This window comes from Specibacter sp. AOP5-B1-6, from assembly GCF_052376555.1.
Classification (GTDB): Bacteria; Actinomycetota; Actinomycetes; order Actinomycetales; family Micrococcaceae; genus Specibacter.
Window position 1 is genome coordinate 15,898 of the sequence record NZ_JBQSVT010000028.1, and the last position, 20,613, is coordinate 36,510.

Consider the following 20,613-nt stretch of genomic DNA (forward strand, 5'->3'; position numbering starts at 1 on the left):
GACTGTCAGGGCCGAAAATCCTTGGGCAGCGAGCGGTGGAGCTGCCATGCGGCGTGCATTTGCTTCCGGGTGCCGTCGGGATGACCCGCAAACCACGTACGGGTGAATTGGTTAAGCTCAAACTGCCGGCCAATTTCGGGGGCGGAGGCTGTGCGTGTTTCCTGCCAGTGCGCCAGGGCGTCTGCCAGCGTGGAACTGCCGTCGGCGGCAGCGACAAAGTCACGCATGTGAACGTCAAAGTGGAAACCGGCGCCCAGCTGTTCCGTAAACCAGACCCGCAGCAGCTGGCTGCAGCGCTGGCCCTTCGGGACTGCACTGTCCACAGTCAGGGGTTCGGCAAGCTGCTTCGTTGACCGCTTCGCCGCAGGACGAGAAGGTTGGGGCCTTCCATCAAGCATTGCCGAAATCCGTTCGGCGATCTGCTCTTTGCCGCCACCTGCGAGGAGTCCCTGGCTGCGGGCAAAGTCCGCCAGTTCCGTTTTGAGCCAGTACCAGCGGGAAAACTCGGCTGCTGTCATCGAGGAATCGAGTCCGGGCCGCTGCGTCGGATCGGGCGCATTCATCGCACAGGCTCCTCAATTTGGGCCGGGAAACGGAAAACCCCCGGCCTGTGTGGCCGAGGGTTTTCCTCATCTGGTTGCGGGGACAGGATTTGAACCTGTGACCTCCGGGTTATGAGCCCGGCGAGCTACCGAACTGCTCCACCCCGCGTTGCGTCCTCAACAGTACATGCGATTGTCCGAAACACCAACTCGGAGGGGGCATGGGGGGTGGGGAACCGGGCGGGGGCGGCTGCCTTAGCGGTGTTTGAACTCCGCCGGGCGCTTTTCGCTGAAGGCGGCCATGCCTTCCTTTTGGTCCTCGGTGGCGAAACACGCAAAGATGGAGCGGCGTTCCATGCGGACGCCCTCGGCCAAGGTGGTCTCGAAGGCGGCATTGACCGCTTCCTTGGCGATCATGGCCACGGGCTTTGACATGGAGGCAATGGTCTCGGCCGTGGCCAGGGCATCATCCAGCAGCGCATCCACGGGAACAACGCGGGCGACCAGCCCCGCCTGTTCCGCCTCCACGGCACCCATGACCCGTCCGGTCAGCACCATTTCCATGGCCTTCGCCTTGCCGATGGCCCGGGTCAGCCGCTGCGAGCCGCCCATGCCGGGGATGACGCCGAGCTTGATTTCCGGCTGCCCAAACTTGGCATTGTCCGCGGCGATGATGAAGTCGGCGATCATGGCCAGTTCGCAGCCGCCACCCAGGGCATGGCCCGCGACTGCGGCAATCATGGGTGTGCGAACCCGTGCCAGTTCGTCCCAGGCCGAGAACCAGTTCGACAGGTACACGTCCACCGACGACTTGTCCGCCATTTCCTTGATGTCGGCCCCGGCGGCAAACGCCCGGGAGGAGCCGGTGATGACGATGGCACCAATGCCAAGGTCGGCGTCAAAGGCCTGCGCGGCGGCAAGGATCTCACGGCCCATGGCATCGCTGAGTGCGTTCAGGGCTTCGGGGCGGTTGAGCGTGATCAGACCGACCCGCCCGCGTTGTTCGGTCAGGATCAAGGAATACTGGGTCATGGGGAAATTCCGTTCAGTTCAAGGTGGTCAGGGAAGGCGGGCTCAGGCCGAAAGCGGCCGGGGACTGAAGCAAGCTGCGGTGCTCAGTCCGCCCCGGCACGGTCGGAAGCCGCCCGGATGGAATTGATGATGGCCGAGAAGTCGGTCCCGGCACCGCCGTCCAGGGCAAATTCGCGGTAGATTTCCTCAGCAGAGCGGCCCATCACGGCGTCGACTCCGGTGGCGTTGAGTGCCTCAACGGCCAGCCCGAGGTCCTTGGCCATGAGCGCCCCGGCAAAGCCTGGCTGATAGGCGCGGTTCGCGGGGCTGGCGGGGACCGGTCCCGGCACGGGGCAGTTGGTGGTCAGGGCCCAGCATTGCCCGGAGGCGTTGGCCGCGACATCGTAGAGCGCCTGGTGCGTCAGGCCGAGCTTCTCGCCCAGCACAAAGGCTTCGCTGACGGCGATCATGGACACGCCAAGGATCATGTTGTTGCAGACCTTCGCAGCCTGCCCGGCACCGGGTCCGCCACACAAGACAATCCGTTTCCCCATGACTTCAAAGAGAGGGCCAGCCGCGGCAAAGTCGTCCTCGGAACCGCCCACCATGAACGTCAGGGTTCCGGCTTCGGCACCCACGACGCCGCCGGAGACCGGCGCGTCGAGTCCCCGGTGCCCGCTGGCCACAACCATTTCGTGGGCTGTGCGGGCATCCTCCACTGCGATCGTGGAGCACTCAAGGAACAACGCCCCCGGTTTGGCTGCCGCCAGCAATCCCCCACCGGACCCTTCGCCTTCAAAGGCGGCAAAAACGTGTTTTCCGGCCGGCAGCATGGTGACGATGACATCGGCCCCGGTGGCCGCGGCAGCTGACGAATCCGCCACCACCACGCCAGCCGCAGCAGCAGCCACCAGCGCCGCCGGCACCACATCAAATCCCGTGACCGGGTACCCGGCAGCCACCAGGTTCGCCGCCATCGGCCCGCCCATGTGTCCGAGTCCGATGAAGGCCACCTTGGTTTCTGCGGGCCCAGTTTCGGCGACCTTCTTTTCAGTGCGTTCAGACGTTTCGTTGCTCATGGCCATCTTCCCTTCACATCGAACAAAAACTGCGTTTAGACCGTTTCATCAACTGGCGCGGCCAGCCCCAACTCATGCGCACCCAAGTCCGCAAACGCCGCCTCCACCACATCCGGCGCCACGTCCGCCAGTGAGGCCGGGGACCACTGCGGGTTCCTGTCCTTGTCGACAAGCTGCGCCCGGATGCCTTCCGCAAAGTCAGGCCAGCGCAGCGCACGCAGCGACACCCGCAATTCCTGGTCCAACACGGCTTCCAGCGAAGGCTGCGCCCGCGCGCGCCGCAACGCCGCCAGGGTGACCGTCACCGCCGTTGGCGACTTTGCCGCGATGGTCTCCGCCGCTGCCGTGGCCGCGGGGTCCCCCACGCGGGCCAACCGCGCAAGGATGGTCCCGGCGTCGTCCGGGGCATAGGCCTCATCAATCCACCAGCGCGCCTTGGCCAGGGCGGATTCGGGGGCAGCCTGCCCATAGCGGCCGACGACGGAGCTGGCGTTGCGCTCGGCCAGCTCGGCCAGCAGCGTGGGCAGCTGGGCGGAATCAACGTAGTGGCTGGCCAGGCCCATGGCAATCGCGTCGGCGCCGCTGACCATGGTCCCGGTGAGGCCGGCGTGGGTGCCCATTTCGCCCGGGGCGCGAGAGAGCAGGTACGTGCCGCCGACATCAGGGACAAAACCGATCCCGGTTTCCGGCATCCCGATCCGGGAACGCTCGGTGACAATTCGGTGCGAGGCGTGTGCGGAAATTCCCACGCCGCCGCCCAGGACGACGCCGTCCATGAGCGTCACAATGGGTTTCGGGTAGCTCTTGATGCGGGCGTTGAGGTGGTATTCGTCGCGCCAGAACTGCTCGCTGGAATCCCCTCCGGTGCGGGCGTCGTGGTAGATGGTGACGATGTCCCCGCCGGCACACAGCCCCCGCTCGCCGGCGCCGGAGATGAGGACCGTGGCCACGCCGTCGTCCGTTTCCCAGTCATCCAGCGCCTGCGCCACGGCCTTGACCATGGCGTGGTTGAGCGCATTCATGGCCTTGGGCCGGTTCAGGACCAGATGTCCCAGCAGGCCTGTGCGCTCCACGAGTACGTCGTTGTGCTCCATGTGTCCATCCTCCACTTGTTAGCGCTCCACGGCTAGACGGCCAATGATCAAGCGCATGATTTCGTTGCTGCCTTCAAGAATCTGGTGCACCCGCAGGTCGCGGACAAGCTTTTCCAGCCCGTATTCGCTCAGGTAGCCGTACCCGCCGTGCAGCTGCAGCGCCTGGTTGGCCACCTGGTAGCCGGCATCCGTGGCCACGAGCTTGGCCATGGCGCACAGTTTCACGGTGTCCGGCGCGCCGTTGTCCAGGGCGTTGGCCGCACGCATCAGCATGGTCCGGGAAATTTCAAGGTCGGTGTCCATGCGGGCAATTTCAAAGAGCAGGTGCTGCTTTTCAATGAGCGGGCCGCCAAAGGCCTGCCGCTCCTTCAGGTAGGCGATGGACTTTTCCAGCGCCGCCCGGCCGCCGCCGAGCGAGCAGGCGCCAATGTTGACGCGTCCGCCATTGAGGCCCTTCATGGCGATGCCGAAACCGTCGCCCTCTTCGCCCAGCCGGTTCGTGACGGGGATGCGCACATTGTCAAAGACCACCTGGCGTGTGGGTTGCGCCCGCCAGCCCATCTTCTTTTCGTTGGCGCCGAAGCTCAGCCCCTTTGCGTCGGCCGGAACGACGACGGCGGTGATCCCCTTCGCGCCCAGGTCGGCCGTGCGGACCATCACCAGATACCAGGCCGAGGATCCCGCCCCGGAGATGAACTGCTTGGTGCCGTTGATGACGTAATGGTCGCCGTCGAGCACCGCCCGGGTGGTGAGGGCTGCGGCGTCCGATCCCACCCCGGGCTCGGAGAGGCAGTAGCTTGTCAGCTCGGTCATGGCGGTGATGCCCGGCAGCCACGCCGCGCGCTGCTCCTCGTTGCCAAAGGCGTCGATCATCCAGGCCACCATGTTGTGGATGGAGATGTAGGCGGCGATGGTGGGGTCAACGGCGGCCAGCTCTTCAAAGATCAAGACCGCGTCGGTGCGGCTCAGGGCCGATCCGCCATGCTCTTCCCCCACGTAGATCCCACCCATGCCAAGGCTGCCGGCCTCGGCCAGCACGTCCACAGGGAAGTGTTTGTCCTCATCCCATTGGGCGGCGTGCGGGGCCAGTGCGTTGGTGGCGAAGTCGCGCACCATCTCCACCACTGCCTGCTGATCGGCGCTCAGGTCATTCACGGGTAACCTCCTGGTGCCGCATCGTTGCGGCGTTGCTGTGTGGCGGACCCAAGGTGAGGGTGCCGTCCGGTGCGGCAGACCCAAGGTGAGGGGTCCGCCGTCGTACTTTATTTGGTGACCTTGCCCATCAGGGATGCGATGGGGCGCAGGAACAAGGGTTGGGCCAGGAACCAGGCCGCCGCCATGACCACGAGGGAACCGGCGAAGATGCCGAAGCCCCACCAGTTCACCGCGTCGGATGAGGTGTACATGTGGTTCAGGTTGCGCAGCGCTCCGGTGGCAAGGACCAGGGTGACGTGCACGACGATGAAGCCCACGAAATACAGCATGACCGGGAAGTGGATGGCCCGGGCGGCCGTGATCGGGTAGATCTTGTTCAGCGTCGTGGCATTTTTGGGCCAGGCGCCGGACATGCGCAGGCCGGTGGCGATGGCGAGCGGGGCGGCGATGAAGACCGTGATGAAGTAGGTCAGCAGTTGCAGGCCGTTGTAGTTGACCCAGCCGTTGTCGGTGGGCCAGTCGAGGGAGAGGTACTGCAGGCCGGCCGAGATGGCGTTGGGGAACACGTCCCAGCTGGTGGGCACGATGCGCATCCACTGGCCAGTGAAGAACAAGACCACGATGAAGATGGCGCCGTTGAGCACCCAGAGCGCGTCGAGGGTCAGATGGAACCAGAGGTCAAGGCTGATCTTGGTGGGGTTGTTGCGGGTCTTGATGAGGCCCTTGTTGTTGCGCACCCAGTGGGCGGCCGGGCGCTTGGTGGTGCGCACCTGCCAGCCGGATCTGATGATCAGCAATATGAGGAACATGTTCACAAAGTGCTGCCAGCCCAGCCAGGCGGGCAGCCCCACCGGTGCGCCGTCGGGCAGTTCAGAGTCGCCCGGGTAGGTGGTCAAGAAGTCCTTGACGCCGTCAAGGCTTGTCAGCCAGCGTGCCACCAGGACAGCAATGGCCAGGAGCACGACCAGGCCGGCCGCGGACACGCCGATTTTGGTCCACAGGCCGAGGCCGTTCCAGCGCTCGGAGATGCCGGCGGCCTGCTTGGTCTTGGGAGTCGACATGGTCTAAAACCTCTTTCACGTGCTTCCTGGCGGAAGCAGCCTGGCGGTATGGCACCGCTTTGCAACAGTCTCTATTTGTAGCAGGTGCCGGTGCGTTTCCATCCATTGTCCGTCATGGAAGGTGATGCACCAGCTGGTTATTCGGCGCGGGCGGCCAAGGCTTCGATGAGCTGCGGCACCACCGTGAACACGTCGCCCACAATGCCAAAGTCGGCCACCTCGAAGATGGGCGAATCAGCGTCCTTGTTGATGGCGACAATGGTTTTGGCCGTCTGCATGCCGGCCCGGTGCTGGATGGCCCCGGAGATGCCCAGCGCAATGTACAGCTGCGGGGAGACGCTGACGCCTGTCTGGCCAACCTGCGCGTGCTGGTCCACATAACCGGCATCGACGGCGGCGCGGGATGCGCCGATGGCTGCCCCCAACGCGTCCGCCAACTGCTCGACCAGGACAAAGTTCTCCTTGGAGCCCAGCCCCCGTCCGCCGGAGACAACCGTCTTGGCGGTGCGCAGTTCCGGACGGCTGTGCGTGGCCGGGGCGTCATTGACGGCCGTAACCTGTGCGCCGGGAACCGTGCCGGGCAGTGCGGATGTGACAACTTCGACGGCGCCGCCCCCTTCGACCGGGGCGCCGTCGATGGCGCCCTGGCGCACGGTGATGATGGGCAGGCCGCCCTCCACCGCCGATTCCACGTCATAGGCGCCACCAAAGATCGAATGGCCCGCCACAATCCGGTCCCCGTCAAGCCTGACGGACACGGCGTCGTTGAGCATGGCACCGCCCACCCGGACGGAAAGCCGGGCGGCAACTTCGCGCCCGTCCAGCGAGTTGGACACCAGAACGGCAGCCGGTGCGCAGGCCGCAACGGCGGCCTCGAGCGCCTCCACGGCCGGGCCGGTCAGCACCGAAGCGGCCTGCGCACCGCGCCCGAGGTGGATCACGGCGGCGCCGGCCTGTCCCAGCTGCACTGTCGTTTCGGGGCTCAGCTCCTTTTCGCTCGCGACAACGGCCACGGGCGTCCCGAGGGAGGCCGCGGCGGCCAGCAGGCCCTTGGCGGAGGCGGCAACCGCACCGGCGTGGGTCAATTCAATGAGAGTCAGAATATTTGCCATGGTGTTGCCTTCCTATACCAAGCGGTTTTCAATGAGGTAGCCGGCCAGCTGGGTGCCGGCCGTGCCGTCGTCGTCAATCCTGCGGCCGGCCTCGCGGGCGGGACGCTCGCTGTGGGAGAGCACGACGGCGCGGGCGGGCGTCGCTGCCACGTCAAGATCCGCGAGGGTGAGGGTGGTGACGGGCTTGCGCTTCGCCGTCAGGATGCCCTTGAAGTTGGGGAAGCGGGCCTCGGCCGTCCGCTCGGTCACGGTGACCACGGCGGGCAGGGCTGCGGTCACCTGCAGCGATCTGGTGTCCCCCGAGCGCTCGCCGCTGACCGTGCCATTGCCAAGGTCGACGGCGTTGAGCCCGCCTGCCAGCGGCAGGCCCAGGTGCTCGGCAATCATGGCCGGCACCACGCCGCCGCGACCATCCGTTGATTCGTTGCCTGCCACAATCACATCGGCATTGGTGCTGCGGAGCGCGGCGGCGAGGACCGCGGCGGTGCGGGCCGCATCGGAGCCGGCCAAGCCGCCGTCGAGCACGTGGATGCCGGAATCGGCGCCCATGGACAGCGCCTTGCGAATGCCCTTCGTGACTTCGTCGGGGCCCATGGACAGCACCACGATTTCGGTGGACTTGTCGGCATCCTTCACACGCAGTGCCACCTCGAGGGCCCGCTCGTTGATCTCGTCGACGAGGTTGTCCGCTGCCTCGCGGTCCAGCCAGCCGGTGGCCGGGTCCAGCGTGCGCTCCTCGGCCGTGTCAGGAACCTGTTTTAGCAAAACTGCGATCTTCATTGATTGCCCTTTCGGCCATTTTGTTGTCCGTCTCATTGCAGAATACTAGGTACCACTAGTATTTACTAGGGATCCCAAGTAAATTGTTGTATCTGTAGCTGCGTACCCCGAAAACTGCACGAAAGGACACCCATGGCATCCCCCGCCCCGCTGCCCATGGACCCGATTGCCGAGGCCAGGCGCCAATGGATTGCCCATGGCTGGGCCGACGCCGCCGATGCCATGGCCGCCTATTCCTCGGTCATGCGCACCCACCAGCTCATGTACAGCAGGGTTGACGCCGTTTTGAAGCCGCTGGGGTTGTCCTACGCCCGGCTGGAACTGCTGCGGCTGCTGTCGTTCTCGCGCGACGGCGCCCTGCCGATGGCCAGTGCCAGCGCCCGCCTGCAAGTGCATCCGACCTCCGTCACCAGCGTCGTTGACCGGCTGGAAAAGGACGGCCTGGTGCGCCGCGAGGCCCACCCCACCGACGGCCGCGCCACCCTCGTGGTGCTGACCGGTGCCGGACACAAGCTGGTGGAGGAGGCCACCACCGTGCTGAACGCCGACGTGTTCGCCAACCCCGGCATTCCGGCCGATGATCTGCGGACCATGACGGCGATCCTGGCCCGCTTCCGCCAGGAATCCGGTGACTTCACGGACCCGGTGAACTATCCCGACCCGCTCTGAACGCTCTCGCAGCAATGGCTGCTTTTTGGGCATCGCTATCGCAGCAATGGCTGAAAACATCCCATCGCCATCGCACTTCCCTCCGGGCAAAGCATTCCGTGACGTTGCCATCCAGCGCGACAACGCCCCCGATACCACCGAAAATTCCACCTCTGCTGCGACAGCGTCCGGAAAAAACACACCATTGCTGCGATAGCGTCTGATGGTCACGGGGTGGCGGGGGTTGGGGTGCCGCGGCTGACCTCGATCTCCACTTCCCTGCCACGGGCGGCCAGATACACGAGGTGGCTGGCCGTTTCTGCGAGCGCCAGGCGGAGCGTAAAACCACGCAGCGAGTCAAAGCCGCGTGACCACGTCAGCTGCTTCGACACATCCCACACGGTTTCCGCACTCCCGGCGTCCAACACGGCAATGACCTCGAGTGAGCGTTCGAGGGTGTGCTCCCGCAGCTCGGCCACACGGTGCGGCAGACCGCGGAAACGGTATTCGTGGGCCGGCAGCACCTCCATGTCCGCCCCCGCCCCCATGATCTCCAGCGAGTTGAGGTAGTCGCCCAGCGGATCGAGCTGGGTCTGCGCCTCAAGCGAGACGTGGGGCGTGATGCGCGGCAGCACATGGTCGCCCGTGAGGATGAGGCTGTTGGCTTCGTCCACCAGGCAAATGTGTCCGGGGGTGTGCCCGGGCGTGGCCAGCACCCGCACCGCAAGCCCGGCAACGGGCAGCAAGGCACCATCGGCCAGGCGGAGCTGGGGCACGGCAAGGTTTGTCATCTGCGCCCACGCGTCGCGGTGAAAGGTGACCTCGTCAAGAAAGTCCTGCGGCACGCCCCATTGCGTGTATTGCGCCCTGTCCTCAGCCAGGAAACGAGCCGGCTCGCTGCGCCAGTGGGACGGCAGGGGCTCGTTCGCACCCAACGCCACCCACGCCCCGGATGCCGCCCGCAGCCGCGCGGCCATGCCCAAGTGGTCGGGGTGCAGGTGGGTGACGACGATCCCCGTGACATCCGCCGGCCGCAGCCCTGCAACAGCCAGCCCGGCGTTGAGGACCGCCCAGCCCTCGTCCGAATCCCAGCCGGGATCCACCAGCGCCGCCGCCCCGTCGCCCACCAGCAGGTAACTCAGCGTGTATCGCATGGGGTTGTTGATGAAAGGGACGGGAATTGACCAAACCCCGGGCCGGACCTCTTCAACGGGCGGGAGCACTTTGTCCTGCCAGGCCTGAAACTGCCGCTGTCCTGAAATGCTGATCACGGTGCCCTCCACGAGCTGAGAATGGTTTCGAAGTCCGTTTCGCCCAGCGCCGTTTTCGCCACGGCCGGGGTGCGGGAGAATCTCGGTGCCGGCGCATCGGCAATGTGCCTGCCGCTGCCGGAGAAGGTGCCGCGGGCGGCAAGGTGCGGATTTTGGGCAGCCTCGGCATAGCTGAGCACGGGCGTCACGCAGGCGTCGATGCCGTCGAACGCCACCGCCCACTCGTCCCGGGTCCGAGTGGCAAAAGCCGCCGCCAGCGCCTCCCCGAGTGCCGGCCACCGGGCGGGGTCGTCCCTGTCCGGGAGGTCGGCGGCAGCCAACCCGAGTCCGTCAAGCAGCAGGGCATAAAACTGAGGCTCGACGGCGCCCACGGCCACGTGCCCGCCGCCGGCACAGGCGTAGCTGCGGTAAAACGGTGCCGCTCCGTCCAGCAGGTTGCTTTGCCGGGTGTCGTTCCACAGGTTGACGGAGCGCAGTTCCAGGATGAGCTGCGAGAGCACGCTGACACCGTCAACCATGGCTGCGTCCACCACCTGGCCCCGGCCCGAACTTCCCCGTTCCAGCAGGGCCGCAAGGATGCCGGTGAGCACAAACATGGAGCCGCCGCCAAAATCTCCCACGAGGTTCAGCGGGGGCATTGGCTGGGCCGCCGGGCCCATGGCGTGCAGGACGCCGGTCAAGGCAATGTAGTTGATGTCGTGACCTGCCTGCCGGGCCATCGGGCCCTGCTGCCCCCAGCCGGTCATGCGCGCATAAACCAGCCGGGGGTTCACCGCCAGGCACTCCTCGGGCCCCAGGCCCAGCCGTTCCGTGGTGCCCGGGCGGAAGCCCTCAAGGAACACATCCGCCTCGGCCACCAGCTCCAGCGCGCCTGCCAAGTCGGCCGGGTCCTTCAGGTTCGCCCGCACCGTGGTGCGGCCGCGCTGCAGGTGGGTGTCGACGTCGTACCCGCCGACCGGGGGCGCCGGGCCAACGACCCGCACCACCTGCGCCCCCAGGTCCGCCAGCATCATGGCCGCATGCGGGGCCGGGCCCATGGCGGACAATTCCACCACCTTGATTCCCTGCAACGGACCGCCCACGCGTGACTCCTGTTTGTCTTGTTTTTGCTGCTACTTGCCGGTAAACACGGCCGGCCGCCGCTCCCCCATGGCCGCCACGGCTTCCAACAAGTCTTCGCTGTGCAGGAACGAGGTGTTCCACAGCGCCACATGACGCAGCCCGCGCGCAATGGTTTCCTCGCGGTCCTCGTTCAGCACGGCTTTCGTCCCGGCAACGGCCAGCGGCGAATTGGCGGCAATCTCCCCCGCCATCTCAAGTGCCGCGGCCATCAGTGTTTCCTGGTCCGCGTACACGTCGTTGACGAGACCGATCCGCTCCGCCCGTTCCGCCGGCACGTCCTTGGCCGTCAACGCCAGCTCGCGCAAATGCCCTTCGCCGATGACGCCGCGCAGCCGCTGCAAACCGCCGACGTCGGCCACGATCGCCAGCCGGGCCTCCCGGATGCTGAATTGGGCATCCGCACTGGCCAGGCGCACGTCGGCGGCGCTGATCAGGTCCACACCTCCGCCGATGCACCAGCCGTGGACGGCGGCAATGACGGGTTTCCGGCACGCCGCCACCGCACTGATGGCGTCCTGCAGGCTCCGGATGATCCCCAGCAGTTCGGTACGTTGGGCCGCCTGCGCGGGGTCGCCGGGCCCCAACCGTTTCAGCCAGGACCCCAACACCTCCTGCACATCCAGCCCGGTGCTGAAATGCTTTCCGCTGCCGGCGAGCACCACGGCCCGGACCTTCGGATCTGCATCCAAGGCGGCAAAAACCTGGGGCAGTTCGGCCCAAAAGGCCAGCCCCATCATGTTCCCGCGCCCCGGACCAATCAGATGCACGACGGCGACCCCCGGAGTGGGAGCCTGCGCCACCGTGAAGGCAGTCCAGCTTTGGGTGAAGGCGTTTCCTGCGCCGGACGCAGGGGCCGGCTGGGACGCGGGGATCTCCATCAGTAGGTCTCCCCGTCCGCAGCCTTGGCCACCAGCGAGGCCGGGGGCAGGAAGTGTTCGCCGTACTGGGCCGCCAGCTCACGGGCGCGGGCCACAAAACCTGCCAGGCCGCCGTCGTACCCGTTCATGTACTGCAGCACACCGCCGGTCCAGGCCGGGAAGCCGATGCCCAGGATGGAGCCGATGTTGGCGTCCTCGGTGCTGCGCAGCACGCCCTCATCGAGACACTTGACGGTTTCAAGTGATTCGGCGAAGAGCATGCGCTCCTTCATGTCCTCGAAGGGGATGGTGGTGGTGCCGCCGTAATTTTCCGCCAGGCCCTCCCACAGCCCGGTGCGGTGCCCGTCGGCGTAGTTGTAGAAGCCGGCGCCCGCGAGTTTGCCCTTCCGGGAGAACTCCTCAATCATCCGCTCGATGATGTCGTACGCGGCGTGGTCCTGGTACTTTTGTGCCCCCCTTTCGACTTCCAGTCCTGCCTTTGTCTCCTTTTGGATCTTGGACATGAGGGTCAGGTTCAACTCGTCGGCCAGCTGCAGCGGAGCCGCGGGGTAGCCGGCCTGCAGCCCGGCCTGCTCGATGGACGGGGCGGCGATCCCCTCTCCGAGCATGGCAACGGCCTCGTTCATGAACGTGCCGATCACGCGGCTGGTGAAGAAGCCGCGGCTGTCGTTGACCACAATCGGGGTCTTGCGGATCTGCACGGCGATGTCGAAGGCCTTGGCCAGGGTGGCGTCCGAGGTGTTTTTGCCGGCGATGATTTCCAGCAGCGGCATCTTGTCCACGGGGGAAAAGAAATGCAGGCCGATGAAGTTCTCCTGCTTGTCCACGCCTTCTGCCAGAGCGGTGATGGGCAGGGTTGAGGTGTTGGAGCCCAACACCGTATCGTCGCCGACGATGTGCTGAATTTCAGCGAACGCCTTGTGCTTCACCTCGACGTTTTCAAACACCGCCTCGATGACGAGGTCGCAGCCGGCCATATCGGCAGCGTCGGTGGTGGGGCTGATCTTCGCCAGCAGCGCGTCGGCCTGCTCCTGCGTGGACTGGCCGCGGGCCACCGCCTTGTCGGTCAGCGTTTTGGAATAGCTCTTGCCGCGTTCGGCGGCCTCGAGGGAGACGTCCTTGAGCACGACGTCCATGCCGCCGCGGGCACAGACATACGCGATGCCTGCTCCCATCATCCCGGCGCCGAGGACGGCCACCTTTTTGGCGGTGTACTTCTCGAAGCCGTCCGGGCGGCTGCCGCCGGCACTGATGTGGCCCATGTCGAAGAAGAACGCCTTGATCATGTTCGTGGACACCTGCCCGGTCACCACTTCAACGAAGTAGCGTGACTCAAGCTCCAGCGCCGTGTCAAAATCCACCTGGGTGCTTTCGACGGCGGCGGCCAGGATGGCCCGTGGTGCCGGGTAGTTTGCGCCCTTGAGCTGCTTGCGCAGATTGGCCGGGAACGCCGGCAGGTTGGCGGCAAACGCGGGGGTGGTGGGGGTGCCGCCGGGGATCCGGTACTTGGGCACATCCCAGGGCTGCACCGCCTCCGGGTTCGCTGCGATCCAGGCCTTGGCCGCCGGGATGAGCTCCTCCACCGTGTCAACAACCTCGTGGACAAGACCGATGTCCCGGGCCTTGCGCGGCTTGTACTTTTGGCCCTGCAGCAACACCTTCATGGTGGCGTCGGCGATGCCCATGAGGCGCACCGTGCGGACAATGCCGCCACCGCCGGGCAGCAGGCCGAGCGTGACCTCGGGCAGGCCAATGACCGATCCCTTCGTGTCGGCGGCGATGCGGTGGTGGGCGGCGAGGGCAATTTCCAGCCCGCCGCCCAGGGCTGCACCGTTGATGGCCGCGACCACCGGCTTGCCGAGGGTTTCCAGTGTGCGCAGCTGGGCCTTGATTTTCTGGCCCAGCGCAAAGATCTTTTCTGCATCCGCGGGGGTTGCGGCAACCAGGTCCTTGAGGTCGCCGCCGGCAAAGAACGTCTTCTTGGCTGAGGCAAGCACGACGCCGGCAATGCTCTCCTTCTCTGCCACGAGACGGTCCACGGCGGTTTGCATGGAGGCGCTGTAATCGTCGTTCATGGTGTTGGCCGACTGGTTCGGGTCGTCCATGGTCAGGATGACGATGCCGTCGGCGTCCTGCTCCCATCGGATGGTGTTTGTGTAGTTCATGGTTGCCTCACTCATGGTTCTAGACCCTCTCGATCAAAGTTGCCACGCCCATGCCGCCGCCGATGCACAGGGTCACCACGGCCCGGCGCTGGTCGGTGCGTTCCAGTTCGTCCAGCACGGTGCCAAGGATCATGGCGCCGGTGGCCCCGAGCGGGTGGCCCATGGCGATGGCCCCGCCGTTGACGTTGAGCTTCTCGTCGGGAATGCCCAGGTCCTTTTGGTACTTCAGGACCACGGAGGCGAAGGCCTCGTTGATCTCGAACAGGTCAATGTCCGCCACGTCCAGTCCCGCAGTTTTCAGCAGCTTTTTGGTGGCCGGGGTGGGTCCCGTCAGCATGATGGTCGGGTCGGCACCAGAGGTGGCGGTGGCCACTATCCTGGCCCGCGGCTTCAGCCCAAGCCGCTCGCCAACCTCGGCGCTGCCCACCAAAACCAGGGCGGCGCCGTCGACAATTCCAGAGGAGTTGGCTGCGGTGTGGACATGGTCAATCTTTTCCACGGCATGGAACTTCTGCAGCGCGACCGCGTCAAAGCCGCCGGCCTCGCCCATGGTGGCAAACGCCGGGCGCAAGCCGGCCTGCGATTCCGGTGTGGACCCGGGGCGCATGTGCTCGTCACGGTCAAGGACCACCAAGCCGTTCTGGTCCTTGACGGGGATGACTGACTTGGCGAAGCGGCCCTCCGCCCAGGCCTTGGCGGCAAGCTGTTGCGAGCGCACGGCGTAGGCATCGACGTCGACCCGGCTGAAGCCCTCCATCGTGGCGATCAAATCGGCGCCAATGCCCTGCGGGACAAAGTAGGAGTCGTAGTTGGTGGCCGGGTCCATGGCCCAGGCGCCGCCGTCGGATCCAATGGGGACGCGGGACATGGACTCCACGCCGCCGGCGATGATGAGCTGGTCCCAGCCCGAGCGCACTTTTTGGGCGGCCGTGTTGACGGCTTCAAGGCCCGAGGCGCAAAAACGGTTGAGCTGCACGCCGCCCACGGTGTCCGGCAGGCCCGCAGCGATGACGGCCGTGCGGGCAATGACGGCGCCTTGGTCGCCCACAGGTGAAACGACGCCGAGAATCAAGTCGTCGATGAGCGTTTCGTCCAGGCCCGGGTTCCGTTCGCGCAAGGCGTTGATGAGTCCAACCACCAAGTCGATTGGCTTGGTGCCGTGCAGGGACCCCTTTTTGCCGCGGCCGCGCGGGGTGCGGATGGCGTCGTAGACAAATGCTTCCGGTAATGCTTGTTCGCTTGCTTGTCCGCTCACGTGAGCTTTCCTTCCATTGTCATCCCTGCCGCGCAGCTGCGGGCGGGACGGTTGGCAGAACTGGTTGTTGCTTGCTTGCTGCTTTTCTCGGGGTGGTTTGTCGGGCTGCCCTTCCGGCTGGAGCGAGCGGGCGATGCGGAATTCCAGACAGCAGCCGCAGCCGCCAATTAGCTGCCGGCAGCTGTCAACGACGTCGGCTGCCCTGTCGGTGATCCAGTATTTGGCCCTGGGCGCGAAACTTCTCCCCGAGCGGGGCAGCCTCCTTGACGACGACGTCATTGAGCAGGGACGAGACATCGCGCAGATCTTCATCGATCCAAGCGGAGGAAACCCGAGTTGTTGACATACCGCCAATAGTGCAGGACTATTGACACCGTGTCAATAGTTGATGCAAGTGTGCACTTCCGCCTTGAAAGCGATGACCATGACCGCTGAGATTTCCAGTCCCTATTCGGCCATCACGTACGGCGTTTCCGACCGCATCGCGACGGTCGCCTTGAACCGTCCGGAGGCCCGCAACGGCTACACGCTCACGATGGCCCACGAGCTCGAGCATGCCTTCACGGCGGCCGACGCCGATCCCGACGTCCAGGTCGTGGTCTTCACCTGCGTCGGCAAGGACTTCTCGGTTGGCGCGGACCTGAGCGGCGGTGGCTTTGACGTCACCACAACCGATGCCGGCAGTGACTGGCAGGAACCGGCCGGGCGTTGTTCAAAAACCATCTTTGGCATGAACAAACCCGTCATTGCGGCCCTCCGCGGGGTTTCAGTGGGCGGCGGCGTGACCATCACGCTCTCCTGCGATTTCCGTCTGGCCTCGCACGATTCCCGCTTCTCGTTCCCCTTCAGCCGCCGCGGCATCTTCCCGGAGGGCGGCTCCACCTGGTACCTGCCCCGCCTGGTCGGTGTTTCCCGGGCCACCGACTGGATGCTGACCGGCAGGCTTTTTGGCGCCCAGGAGGCGCTCGACGCCGGACTCGTCACCTCCCTGCATGACCCCGCCGAGGTGCTTGACGCCGCCTACGCCATGGCCCGGGACATCATTGCCAACACCTCCGAGGTCTCCACAGCCGTAATCAAGCAGATGCTGAACAGGCTCAGCGGCCTTGACTCCCCCATCCCCGTCCACGCCCTGGACTCCCGGCTGATTGCCGGACTTGACTCACACAGCGACGCCGCGGAAGGTGTGAGTTCATTCCTTGAAAAGCGGCCGCCGCACTTCCCGCTGAGCGTGCCGGGCGGCCTGCCGGCCTGGCTGCCCTGGCTGGAACCAGGGGCAACGCCGTGACCACACCCAACCCAGCCCCGCGCCCGGCCGCCGGCGCCGCGCCGGAGGGGGTGTCCGGCGTCGAACTTCCCGCTGCGCCAGGAACCCAAATGGCCGGCGCCCCGGCAGCGGCCGAGCCGCGCAGGAGGCGGCTGAACCCGGACGAGCGGCGCCAGCAGATTTTTGTGTGCGCGCAAAAGCTGTTCAATGAGCGGGCCTATGAGGACGTCTCAGCCACCGACATTGCAGCTGCTGCCGGGGTGGCGCGCGGTCTGATCAACCATTATTTTGGCAACAAGCGCGAGCTGTACCTTGAGGTCATCAAGGTCAGTTCCACGGTGTCGGAGGTGGCGGTTGCGGCGCTGCCGGACGGAACGGCGGAGGAGCGGATCGACCTGGCGGTGGCCTGGTTTTTGGACACCTTGGAGCAGTCCGGCAGCTCTTGGTTGAGCTTTGGCGGCGGCAGCATGGGGCGGGATCCGGACCTGGAAAAAATCCTGATTGCAGCCGAGAATGACTCCATCGAGCTGCTCATTGAGGCTTGCGGGCTGTCCGGACGGACGGCTGACCGGGAACAGATCGAGGCGATGTTTCGGGTCTACGCGCAACTGGTCCGCAGCGGTGCGCGCGAATGGCTGCTGCGCAAGACCCTGACCCGTCCGCAGGTGCACGCGCTGCTGGCCAACACCTTGACGGTCATAGTGGAAAAGGCCGTCCCCGCCATCTAATGCCGACGCGGCATCACCACCTGCACGCCGCCGACAGATAAGATCATCTCAATGCCAGTGGGGCATTGGGGCGGCAGCACTGAAACGGACAGCACATGAGCGCAGCAAACGGCACCACGGCACCCGGACCTGGCGAAGACTCCTCCGGCACCAAGGTTTTGATCAGCTTGGCGGCGGCAGTCATAGTGCTCTTTGGCCTGAGCCGGATTTCCTCGATTGTGGGCCCGGTATTCCTGGCGCTCATCCTGACCATTTGCATGTATCCGCTCAAGCAACGGCTCATCGCCCGCGGCGTCCCGGCCGTGCTGGCCACCATTTCCACCATTTTGGCTGTTTACGCCATGATCGGGGCATTGATCGCCTCACTGTGGGTCTCAGCCGTGCAACTGACCCAACTGTTGCCGCAATTTGCGCCTCAGATCGCCGAAGTCGGCGACAACCTGCGGACCTTCCTCCACGACACCCTGGGCATCGGGGACGACCAGGTGCGCTCGATCGTGAATTCCATTGACCTCAGGGTCTTGTTTGACACGGCCTACAACCTGTTGGGCAGCGCCATGAATGTCGGCTCGGGCACCATCTTTTTGTTGCTGCTCGTCATGTTCATGGGCATCGACGCCACCTACTTCCCCACGATCCTTGCCGTCGTGCAGGAGAAGCGGGCGCCGGTCGTCGAGGCGCTCTCGAACTTCGCCAGGCTGTCGCGCTCATTCATGATCATGACCACTGTCTTCGGCGCCATCGTTGCGGTGCTCAACCTGATCCTGCTGCTGGCGCTGGGCGTTCCGGGCGCCGGGCTGTGGGCGCTGCTGGCGTTTGTCTGCGGCTTCATCCCGTTCATCGGCTTTTGGATCAGCCTCGTACCGGCCGCCATCATGGCCCTGCTGGCCGGCGGCCTGCCGTCATTCATCGCCGTCGTGGCCTTTTACGGCGTCATCAACTCCTTGATCCAGTCCATCATCCAGCCCAAGTTTGTCTCCGGCTCGGTCAACCTGAACATGACGCTGACGTTCCTCTCCGTGATCTTCTGGTCGGCGCTGCTGGGTCCGTTGGGCGCCTTGATGGCCGTGCCGCTCTCGCTCTTTGCCCGGGCGTTGCTCGTGGACTCCCACCCGCAATCAGCCTGGCTGCGTCCCTTCATTGGCGACATCGGCGAATCCAAGTCGATGCTGGCTGCCCAGCGTGAGGAAACCAAGGCTGCCAAGCGGTCCAAACCCTGACACCTGTGCCAGTGTCGCCTGAAACTGCAATTCCAGGCACGACGGCGGGACGTCACCTTGCGTGGACAGGCCCGGCTTGCACCCGTCAACGTCGCGCCTCGTGCAGAGGGGACCGAGCGTCGCCTGAATATGCCCCGCAAGTGAAGGAGCGTCCACCAAAACACACCGTTATCTGCAGGAGCGTTTTGCGTAGATGTGGGTGCATTGGTGTGGGGGCGTTGGTGTGGGGGCGGGCTATTGGAGGTTGGAGGTCAGCCTTGCCGCGCTGTCCCAGAACTTCTCCCACAGGGGGCGCTTGACCCAGTCGGCCAATTCCAGCTCACGGCTGTTGGCCCGGTATTCGTCTTCAATGCCCCGCAGTTCCTGCACGAACGTTTCACTGTGGATCAGCACCGAGATCTCCATGTTCAGCGAGAACGACCGCACATCCATGTTCGAGGAGCCGATCACGGCAACGTCGGAATCAATGCTGAAGTGCTTGGCGTGCAGCACCTCGGGCGCCTTGTACAGGTAGATCTTCACGCCGGCCCGCAGCAGCGCCTGATAATAAGAGCGCTGGGCGTGGTAAACCATGGCCTGGTCGCCGATCTCCGAGACAAACAGCTCGACGGACAACCCGCGCCCCGCAGCCGTGATGATGGCCAGCAGAATTGAATCCTCGGGCACAAAGTACGGGCTGGTGATGCTGACCCGATCGGTGGCCTGGTGGATCATGGCCACGAAGAGCTTCAAGTTGTTGTCATTTTCAAAGCTGGGACCGCTGGGCACCACCTGTGCATCGACCAGATGCTGGGCCGGATCCAGGACGACGGGCGAGGTGTCAAGCACCAGCAGTTCGTCGGTCTCGCTGAACCAGTCGGTGGCGAAAACGGCGTCGAGTTCCCTGACGGCCGGACCGTGGATCCGCAGCATCAGTTCGTGCCAGCGCAGCCCGCGGGCAATATTCTTTTTCTTGTTGTAGCTTTCGTGCACCAGGTTTTGCGAGCCGGTGAACCCCACCTGCCCGTCGACCACCAGTAGCTTGCGGTGGTTCCGCAGGTCGATGCGCTGCCAGTGCCCCCGCCACGGACGCAGCGGCAGCATGGCGTGGTATTCCGCGCCGATCTCCGCCAGCTTGGCCAGGGTTTCCCTGCGGCCCGGATTCATCATCGAGGCCAGGTGGTCCGAGAGCACCCGCACCGTCACTCCCCTGGCCACCGCCCGGGCCAGCGCATCGAAGAAAGGCCGCGTGACGTCGTCGTGCACCAGGATGTAAAACTCCACGTGCACGTACGTCCGGGCCCGGTCGATCTCCGCCGCCATCGCCGCAATGGAGCCGTGGTAGTCCGGGAGAAGGTCGACGTCGTTGCCTCCCACCATGGGCAGGGCGCCAAGGGTGCTGTTGAGCGTGACGAGCCCGGCCAGGCCCCGGGGCCAGTCTTCCCGGTGGCTGAGCTGGTCAAGGCCCTCGGTGCGTTCCAGGATGAGCTCGTTGACAAATTTTTGCTTGTCCCGCCGGTACTTGGGCAGCCGCGAAAAGCCCACCAGCATGAACGCCACAAGTCCCACATAGGGGACAAAGATGATCGTCAGCATCCAGGCGATCGCGGTGGCCGGGCGGCGCCGCGCCGAAATGTAGGCGACGGCAATGGCACCAAGGATCACATGCACTGCCAGCAGGATCCAGGCAACGATTTCCGAGTCAGACAACGGCAGAACCCCGTTGGTACGCCTGGACCGGTGACCGGCGTGGTCCCGGGTGCACTAGGCCAGTGCCTTGGCCTTGAGCTGCCCGTACTCTGCATCGGTGATGGTGCCGGCCTCAAGGAGGGCCTTGGCGGAGGCGATCTGGTCGGCGGGGCTCTGGGTGCCGGCGACTCGACGCAGGTACTGCTCCGTTTCCTGCTGGGCGGTGCTTGCTGCCCGCACATGGCGCTCGGACATGCTCCCGCCGCGCACAATGATGTAGACCAGCGCGGTGATGACCGGGGCCACGAGGAGGAAGAAGACCCAAACCGCCTTTAACCATCCGGAAATTGATGCATCACGGAGAATGTCAACAAGAATCTGGAATAGCAGGATCAAATAGGAAAGGAACAGACAAAAAATAATGATGGACCAGAGTGTTTCGAAAAAGTTCATGGCAACCCCAATAAGATGTTCATATTTTTATCGCGCACGAAGCGATAGTTGCGCCCGTGCGCTGAATTCACTAAGGCCACCGCGGACCCCGTGTCGCAATCATA

Annotated in this window: 20 protein-coding genes and 1 tRNA gene; 4 read left to right on the forward strand and 17 right to left on the reverse strand. The window is 65.0% G+C overall.

The genetic code is table 11. The features are described 5' to 3' along the window. Positions 1–5: 5 nt before the first annotated feature. From ACT3TS_RS13850 to ACT3TS_RS13890, 9 genes are all read right to left on the reverse strand, one after another. Positions 6–563 (reverse strand): DUF6434 domain-containing protein, encoded by a 558-nt coding sequence (locus tag ACT3TS_RS13850; RefSeq protein ID WP_444532096.1) that lies wholly within the window; start codon positions 561–563, stop codon positions 6–8. A 71-nt stretch (positions 564–634) separates the two neighbouring features. Continuing rightward, positions 635–711, reverse strand: a tRNA-Met gene (locus ACT3TS_RS13855). 86 nt (positions 712–797) lie between these two features. Further along, on the reverse strand, positions 798–1,574 hold the full coding sequence (locus ACT3TS_RS13860; RefSeq protein WP_444532097.1) for an enoyl-CoA hydratase: 777 nt from the start codon (positions 1,572–1,574) through the stop codon (positions 798–800). Between the two features lie 83 nt (positions 1,575–1,657). After that, entirely contained in the window at positions 1,658–2,632 is a 975-nt protein-coding gene (gene mmsB, locus ACT3TS_RS13865) for a 3-hydroxyisobutyrate dehydrogenase (RefSeq protein WP_444532098.1), read from the reverse strand. A gap of 35 nt (positions 2,633–2,667) precedes the next feature. Further along, positions 2,668–3,726 (reverse strand): enoyl-CoA hydratase/isomerase family protein, encoded by a 1,059-nt coding sequence (locus ACT3TS_RS13870; protein WP_444532099.1) that lies wholly within the window; start codon positions 3,724–3,726, stop codon positions 2,668–2,670. Between the two features lie 18 nt (positions 3,727–3,744). Continuing rightward, positions 3,745–4,881, reverse strand: a complete 1,137-nt coding sequence (locus ACT3TS_RS13875) for an acyl-CoA dehydrogenase family protein (RefSeq protein ID WP_444532100.1) — start codon at positions 4,879–4,881, stop codon at positions 3,745–3,747. Positions 4,882–4,988: 107 nt separating this feature from the next. Next, positions 4,989–5,942 carry a cytochrome b/b6 domain-containing protein gene (locus ACT3TS_RS13880; RefSeq protein ID WP_444532101.1) on the reverse strand — a complete coding sequence of 318 codons (954 nt, stop codon included), beginning with the start codon at positions 5,940–5,942 and terminating at the stop codon, positions 4,989–4,991. 137 nt (positions 5,943–6,079) lie between these two features. After that, positions 6,080–7,054, reverse strand: a complete 975-nt coding sequence (locus tag ACT3TS_RS13885) for an electron transfer flavoprotein subunit alpha/FixB family protein (RefSeq protein WP_444532102.1) — start codon at positions 7,052–7,054, stop codon at positions 6,080–6,082. Positions 7,055–7,066: 12 nt separating this feature from the next. Further along, positions 7,067–7,834 carry an electron transfer flavoprotein subunit beta/FixA family protein gene (locus ACT3TS_RS13890; RefSeq protein WP_444532103.1) on the reverse strand — a complete coding sequence of 256 codons (768 nt, stop codon included), beginning with the start codon at positions 7,832–7,834 and terminating at the stop codon, positions 7,067–7,069. A 132-nt stretch (positions 7,835–7,966) separates the two neighbouring features. Between ACT3TS_RS13890 and ACT3TS_RS13895 the strand changes: the two genes are divergently transcribed. Then, positions 7,967–8,503: a MarR family winged helix-turn-helix transcriptional regulator gene (locus ACT3TS_RS13895; RefSeq protein ID WP_444532104.1), complete on the forward strand. Its 537-nt coding sequence runs from the start codon at positions 7,967–7,969 to the stop codon at positions 8,501–8,503. A gap of 206 nt (positions 8,504–8,709) precedes the next feature. Here ACT3TS_RS13895 and ACT3TS_RS13900 read toward each other — a convergent pair whose 3' ends face one another. The 6 genes from ACT3TS_RS13900 to ACT3TS_RS13925 all read right to left on the reverse strand — a co-directional run bounded on the left by ACT3TS_RS13900 (position 8,710) and on the right by ACT3TS_RS13925 (position 15,519). Next, complete coding sequence (locus ACT3TS_RS13900) at positions 8,710–9,753, reverse strand: MBL fold metallo-hydrolase (protein ID WP_444532105.1); 1,044 nt, start codon at positions 9,751–9,753, stop codon at positions 8,710–8,712. Next, positions 9,750–10,835 carry a CaiB/BaiF CoA transferase family protein gene (locus tag ACT3TS_RS13905; protein ID WP_444532106.1) on the reverse strand — a complete coding sequence of 362 codons (1,086 nt, stop codon included), beginning with the start codon at positions 10,833–10,835 and terminating at the stop codon, positions 9,750–9,752. Before ACT3TS_RS13905 ends, ACT3TS_RS13900 begins: the two co-directional genes overlap by 4 nt. A 30-nt stretch (positions 10,836–10,865) precedes the next feature. Further along, positions 10,866–11,753 (reverse strand): crotonase/enoyl-CoA hydratase family protein, encoded by an 888-nt coding sequence (locus tag ACT3TS_RS13910; RefSeq protein WP_444532107.1) that lies wholly within the window; start codon positions 11,751–11,753, stop codon positions 10,866–10,868. After that, on the reverse strand, positions 11,753–13,933 hold the full coding sequence (locus ACT3TS_RS13915) for a 3-hydroxyacyl-CoA dehydrogenase NAD-binding domain-containing protein (protein ID WP_444532108.1): 2,181 nt from the start codon (positions 13,931–13,933) through the stop codon (positions 11,753–11,755). Before ACT3TS_RS13915 ends, ACT3TS_RS13910 begins: the two co-directional genes overlap by 1 nt. A gap of 4 nt (positions 13,934–13,937) precedes the next feature. Further along, complete coding sequence (locus tag ACT3TS_RS13920; RefSeq protein ID WP_444532109.1) at positions 13,938–15,173, reverse strand: acetyl-CoA C-acetyltransferase; 1,236 nt, start codon at positions 15,171–15,173, stop codon at positions 13,938–13,940. A gap of 184 nt (positions 15,174–15,357) precedes the next feature. Beyond that, positions 15,358–15,519, reverse strand: coding sequence for a hypothetical protein (locus ACT3TS_RS13925; protein WP_444532110.1), 162 nt, complete (start codon positions 15,517–15,519; stop codon positions 15,358–15,360). 78 nt (positions 15,520–15,597) lie between these two features. On the opposite strand from ACT3TS_RS13925, the gene ACT3TS_RS13930 reads away from it, so the two are divergent. From ACT3TS_RS13930 to ACT3TS_RS13940, 3 genes are all read left to right on the forward strand, one after another. After that, on the forward strand, positions 15,598–16,461 hold the full coding sequence (locus tag ACT3TS_RS13930; protein ID WP_444532111.1) for an enoyl-CoA hydratase-related protein: 864 nt from the start codon (positions 15,598–15,600) through the stop codon (positions 16,459–16,461). Then, positions 16,458–17,168, forward strand: a complete 711-nt coding sequence (locus ACT3TS_RS13935) for a TetR/AcrR family transcriptional regulator (protein WP_444532112.1) — start codon at positions 16,458–16,460, stop codon at positions 17,166–17,168. The genes ACT3TS_RS13930 and ACT3TS_RS13935 overlap by 4 nt, the downstream gene beginning before the upstream one ends. Positions 17,169–17,263: 95 nt before the next feature. Beyond that, positions 17,264–18,388 carry an AI-2E family transporter gene (locus tag ACT3TS_RS13940; protein WP_444532113.1) on the forward strand — a complete coding sequence of 375 codons (1,125 nt, stop codon included), beginning with the start codon at positions 17,264–17,266 and terminating at the stop codon, positions 18,386–18,388. A gap of 234 nt (positions 18,389–18,622) precedes the next feature. Here ACT3TS_RS13940 and cls read toward each other — a convergent pair whose 3' ends face one another. Together cls and ACT3TS_RS13950 are read right to left on the reverse strand one after the other, a co-directional pair. After that, positions 18,623–20,077, reverse strand: a complete 1,455-nt coding sequence (cls, locus tag ACT3TS_RS13945) for a cardiolipin synthase (RefSeq protein WP_444532114.1) — start codon at positions 20,075–20,077, stop codon at positions 18,623–18,625. A 54-nt stretch (positions 20,078–20,131) separates the two neighbouring features. After that, on the reverse strand, positions 20,132–20,509 hold the full coding sequence (locus ACT3TS_RS13950) for a hypothetical protein (RefSeq protein ID WP_444532115.1): 378 nt from the start codon (positions 20,507–20,509) through the stop codon (positions 20,132–20,134). Between the last annotated feature and the right edge of the window lie 104 nt (positions 20,510–20,613).